6 protein-coding genes and 1 pseudogene are annotated in these 4,659 nt (G+C 44.7%); 6 read left to right on the top strand and 1 reads right to left on the bottom strand.

Features of this window, described 5'->3' with window-relative positions:
- From E2K52_RS13460 to argA, 6 genes are all read left to right on the top strand, one after another.
- Positions 1-314: SDR family NAD(P)-dependent oxidoreductase (locus E2K52_RS13460; RefSeq protein ID WP_151205543.1), on the top strand; the 314-nt coding region annotated here is incomplete at its 5' end.
- Between the two features lie 319 nt (positions 315-633).
- On the top strand, positions 634-1,053 hold the full coding sequence (locus E2K52_RS13455; protein WP_151205542.1) for a hypothetical protein: 420 nt from the start codon (positions 634-636) through the stop codon (positions 1,051-1,053).
- Positions 1,054-1,236: 183 nt separating this feature from the next.
- Positions 1,237-1,392, top strand: coding sequence for a hypothetical protein (locus E2K52_RS15230; protein ID WP_171478868.1), 156 nt, complete (start codon positions 1,237-1,239; stop codon positions 1,390-1,392).
- Between the two features lie 299 nt (positions 1,393-1,691).
- The gene (locus E2K52_RS13450; protein WP_151205541.1) at positions 1,692-2,069 is read left to right on the top strand and encodes an RcnB family protein; all 378 of its coding nucleotides are present in this window, start codon (positions 1,692-1,694) and stop codon (positions 2,067-2,069) included.
- A gap of 228 nt (positions 2,070-2,297) precedes the next feature.
- Positions 2,298-2,669, top strand: coding sequence for an RcnB family protein (locus E2K52_RS13445; RefSeq protein WP_151205540.1), 372 nt, complete (start codon positions 2,298-2,300; stop codon positions 2,667-2,669).
- A 131-nt stretch (positions 2,670-2,800) separates the two neighbouring features.
- On the top strand, positions 2,801-4,153 hold the full coding sequence (gene argA / locus E2K52_RS13440; protein WP_151205539.1) for an amino-acid N-acetyltransferase: 1,353 nt from the start codon (positions 2,801-2,803) through the stop codon (positions 4,151-4,153).
- Positions 4,154-4,546: 393 nt separating this feature from the next.
- On the opposite strand, the pseudogene E2K52_RS15225 reads toward argA, so the two are convergent.
- Positions 4,547-4,659 (bottom strand): annotated as a pseudogene (locus tag E2K52_RS15225) (IS5/IS1182 family transposase); the annotation flags it as partial.

Here is a 4,659-nt window from a genome sequence, read left to right as displayed (position 1 = left end):
CCGAACATGCTTCTGTGGTCTTTGCCAGTTCAGGAGTGGGACGTGAGGCACGTGAACGCTGGGGCGCTTATTCAGTCTCCAAGATTGCCATTGAAGCGGTCAGCCAGCTATTTGCCAAGGAACAGGTTCATCCCAATATCCGCTATAACTGCATCAACCCGGGAGCAACCCGCACTGCAATGCGCGCCAAAGCCTACCCGTATGAAGATCCGAAGACCTTACCTACACCGGACTCTATCATGCCGGCCTATCTGTATCTGATGGGTGATGACAGCTTGCACATGAACGGTCAAAGCATTGATGCCCAGGACTGAGCAGGAATAGCTATTTTCTGAGAAGCCAATGCCTGCATTGGCTTTTTTTATTCTAAGATGAGTATTTAAACTTAGCCTGCTTCTGAGCTTAATTTAAGCTCCCCCACATTCGGGCGATTATCTTATTGACCGGTCTGGCAGCATCCTCCTCTGACCTGTTTTTTCAAATTAAGTCGAAACTTGCATCATATTTCTACCCAAACCTTGCCCTACAACAGGAAGTCGATCCGGAACACCCGATCTTCTGAGCAGTATCCTGACGCCGATTTGCTGCAAATTCCCCTATACTAGGCCGAACAGATTCTGATGTGAGTATTCCATGACTGACTTAAGCAATATTACCGTGACCCCCCTGGAAGATGGCATGGTCACTCTCCTGATTGACCAGCAGCCAATTTCTGCCAAATATGGCATGAAGTTTGAAGCCAGTATTGTTGACGATATTCAGGCGCTCCAAAACGGCCAAAAGCTGAAACTGTTCGACCAGTTTGTGTTCTCGCATACCGATCTGAATTTTGAACATTCTTATCATTACGTCACTGGCCTCGAAAAACAGGAGGAGCGTTATCAGGTGGCCAAGCATTTTGTGTACCGCATTAAAATTGAAGGTCAACCGGACATTGAGCATGTGATCAGCAATCAGGGCAAGGCCATGACGGCGGAAGATGTACGGACTTTTATTCAGGCCCATATTCAGAAATCTCTGAATGATTATACCGATTTAAACTATGCCTATTGAGCCGGATCAACCCTGAGTTAACACAAGAGTACTTATCCCGATAAGGACTCTTTTTTTGCTTTCCTATTTTCATTATCTATAAATCGTATTTTTAAATTAATTTTATAAATTTAAATGGTTTTACAAATAATTATAGACCTTATACACTGTTTTTATTGAAAATTAGTTAAGAGATCAAAGCAGATGAAAGATCCAAAATCGAAGATCGAGATGATTCGTCATATTGAAAGCTTACAACTATCTGACGCCTTGATTGTGGCGCTAGAAGATACAAGACAGGCCGAGTCGATTGCGGAAGCAGTGCAGTTTCTGCAAGGTTTAAGCCAACAATGGAACTGATCAGCTCAATGAATTAAATACAGCGAAATCGAAGTCCCCTGGCTAGATTTTACTGGGTTGAATCAGCAGATAGAAGGAGTAGATCTATGCGCATTTGCCTTGTTCCAGAGGAGATGTTAGGGTGTGAATATCTGAGCTACCAGACAACTATAAGCTATTCTAATATGAAGCAAAATCACGGCATGATCATAATTTCTCAGCATTTGTTATAAAACATCTGCCTGGTCTTCACAGTTTCTCTGCAATTTTTCCGTACATTAGTCACTATAGAAAATGAACAAATTAAGTGAGGGTTCAACATGAAAAAGGTTTTGGTAGCGTTCGCGATCTCCTGCTGTACATTCATGCTGACCAATATTGCCCATGCAGCCCCTCATTTTGATGATGAACCACGGACAGAATCACGCGGCCATGGCAAAAAGGCGCGTCAAGATAAGCATGAACAGTATGATAAACGCCGTATGCGTGAAGAGCGTGGCGTACAACGCCTGCAGCAATTACGCTGGCAACCGGGTTATGTGATGCCGCAGCATTATCGAGGTAATGGTTATAAAGTTGAATACAAAAATCATAGCCTGCCCAAACCGGACCGCAAGCAACAATGGTACAAGGTAAATGACGATTATATTTTGGTAAATTCTGAAACCAACAGTATTATCCGGATCATTACTGACTGATCGAAGATAGCCTACTAATCTTCTAAAAATCCCAACCCTGTTGGGATTTTTTTATTTGATTGGGCTTATATTTTGAGGGGCTGTAAGGTTTGCCGGTTTTTTATCTGTTTTTCTTCTAAATTTCTTCATCAATTTAACAATTTCACTCAATGAGTCTCACGCTTTCTATCCACTTATTCGTTAATTTAACTTCATCGAAAACAGATATAAATTCTTTAGGTAAAAGCCATGAAAAAAGTTTTAACTACCCTCGCGTTATCCCTTAGTGCTCTGGTTGCAACTTCTGCAATGGCAGCACCATCCCATTATGATTCACCTTACCATTCGCAGCCGTCTAAACCGGCACCGCACTGGAATTCAAAAGACCATAGAAAATGGCAGGATGATCGCCGTCACCATAACCGTATGGTCAACCCGAGCCGTGACTGGCGTGTAGGTCAAACCCTGCCACGTCAATACGATTCAAAACGTTTCCAGATCAGCGACCGTGAAGCACGCCGTCTGCCTAATACCGGCCGTTACCAGCAATGGTACAAAGTAAATAATGACTATGTACTGGTGAACGAACGCAATAACAAAATCGTCCGAATTATTGGCTAAACGCGCTCCATTTTCTGCTCGTCTTGCAGACACCTGAAGCCCGGCTTCAGGTGTTTTTTTGTCTCTCTACTTCCACTTCATTTTTTTTTCATTAGAATCAAAGAGAATTGTATATTGAAATAGGCCCGGGCATGAACTCAGCAGACACTTCGCAAAGTACCACATTGCAATATGTGCACTGGTTTCGCCATTCTGCGCCTTATATCAATGCCCATCGTAACAAGACCTTTGTGATCATGTTTGATGGCGAAGCAGTTCTGGATAAAAATTTCCAGCATATTATTCATGATATTGCCCTCTTACACTCTTTGGGTATCCGTCTGATTCTGGTACATGGTGCACGTTCACAGATTAACCAGAATCTGGCCAGCTGTGGCCTGCATACACCTTTTTATCAGCAGCGCCGGGTCACTACCCGCGAATCCTTAAATTGTGTCCTGAATGCGGTGGGGTCGATCCGTTTACAGATTGAAGCTCTATTGTCGATGGGTCTGGCCAACTCGCCTATGTATGGTGCCCGGATTGACACGGTGTCAGGTAACTTTGTGACCGCCAAGCCCTATGGTATTCGTGAAGGGGTCGATTTTCAGTTGACCGGTGAAGTCCGTGCCATCGATACTGATGCCCTGCAACGCCATCTGGATAATCATAATATTGTGATTCTAGGCCCAACCGGTTATTCCACCACAGGCGAGGTCTTTAATCTGCTGGCTGAAGAAGTCGCCACTAACACTGCTATCCGTTTAAAGGCGGACAAACTGATTATTTTGGGGAAACAGCATGGTCTGCTCGATAGCCAGGGTCAGCTGAAACGTGAAGTCACCCCGCAGCAGCTAGATGATTATCTTGTTCCGGCCAGTCAGGATGAACAAAATATGGCCATGGTGCTGCAATTAAAAGCCGCACAGGAAGCTTCCAGAAATGGGGTCAAGCGTGTCCATCTGATTTCCTATAGTTATGATGGTGCCCTGTTGGAAGAACTGTTTACCCGGGATGGCTCGGGCACCATGATTACCGATGCACATTATGAAGAGGTTCGGATGGCCAATATTCAGGATGTTGGTGGTCTGATTCGCCTGCTACGCCCCCTAGAAGAAGAAGGGATTCTGGTTTACCGTTCCCGCGAACGTCTGGAAAATGAAATTGGACAGTTTGCCGTGATTGAACGGGATGGCATGATTCTGGCCTGTGCAGCCCTGTATCCGATTCCGACCACAGGCAATGAATTACGTTCTGCAGAAATTGCCTGTGTCGCGGTAGATCCAGCGTACCGGCAATCCAACCGGGGCAGTCAGATCCTGCATTATCTGGAAGGTAAAGCCAAAGCCCTCGGAATCCAGCAGCTGTTTATTCTGACCACCCGTACAGCCCACTGGTTTCTGGAACACGGTTATGAACCGGCCTCAGTGGATGATTTACCGGACGCACGGCAGGCTTTTTATAATTATCAGCGTAGCTCCATTGTTTGCAAAAAGTCACTTTAAGTGGCTTTTTTATTGCAGCTATTGACTGCTGGTCATCATTTTATTTCCAGGATAACCAGCAAGAAATCGCATTTTCATTTTCATTCAAAAGAACACCGGAAAATGGAGATGAACTCTCGACTACGGCCAACAGCCAGTAGGTCTCAATGTCATCAGCTTCTCTGTCGCTCAAGCACGGCCTATTTTGCGCAGACCTAGGGGGGTAAATCAGTCAAACGCTCTCAAAGCTAAGCTAGTTCTGGTATCGAAAAGGGGTTAGCATCCGGTCAGTTTAGGAACTGAAGTTGCATCAAGGCTGAAGTCCATGATCTGTTATTAAATGGCAGAAGCAAATGGTCGAGCTTTGGCGCCAGGCACTCGCAAAAAAAGTATCTGGCTGACTAGGGCGTGTCCTCATTTGGCTTTACACCAAATAAACATGCAAGCAATGTAAATCATAGACTGATAATTTCGTGCAAGCTTATCAAATCGGGTAGCAATAGCACGGAAATGTTTTAATCTCGCAA

The sequence above is a fragment of the Acinetobacter sp. RF14B genome (genome assembly GCF_006864105.1).
Lineage (GTDB): Bacteria > Pseudomonadota > Gammaproteobacteria > Pseudomonadales > Moraxellaceae > Acinetobacter > Acinetobacter lwoffii_C.
The sequence above is the reverse complement of the archived record's forward strand: the minus strand, read 5'-3'. Positions and strand labels throughout refer to the sequence as shown.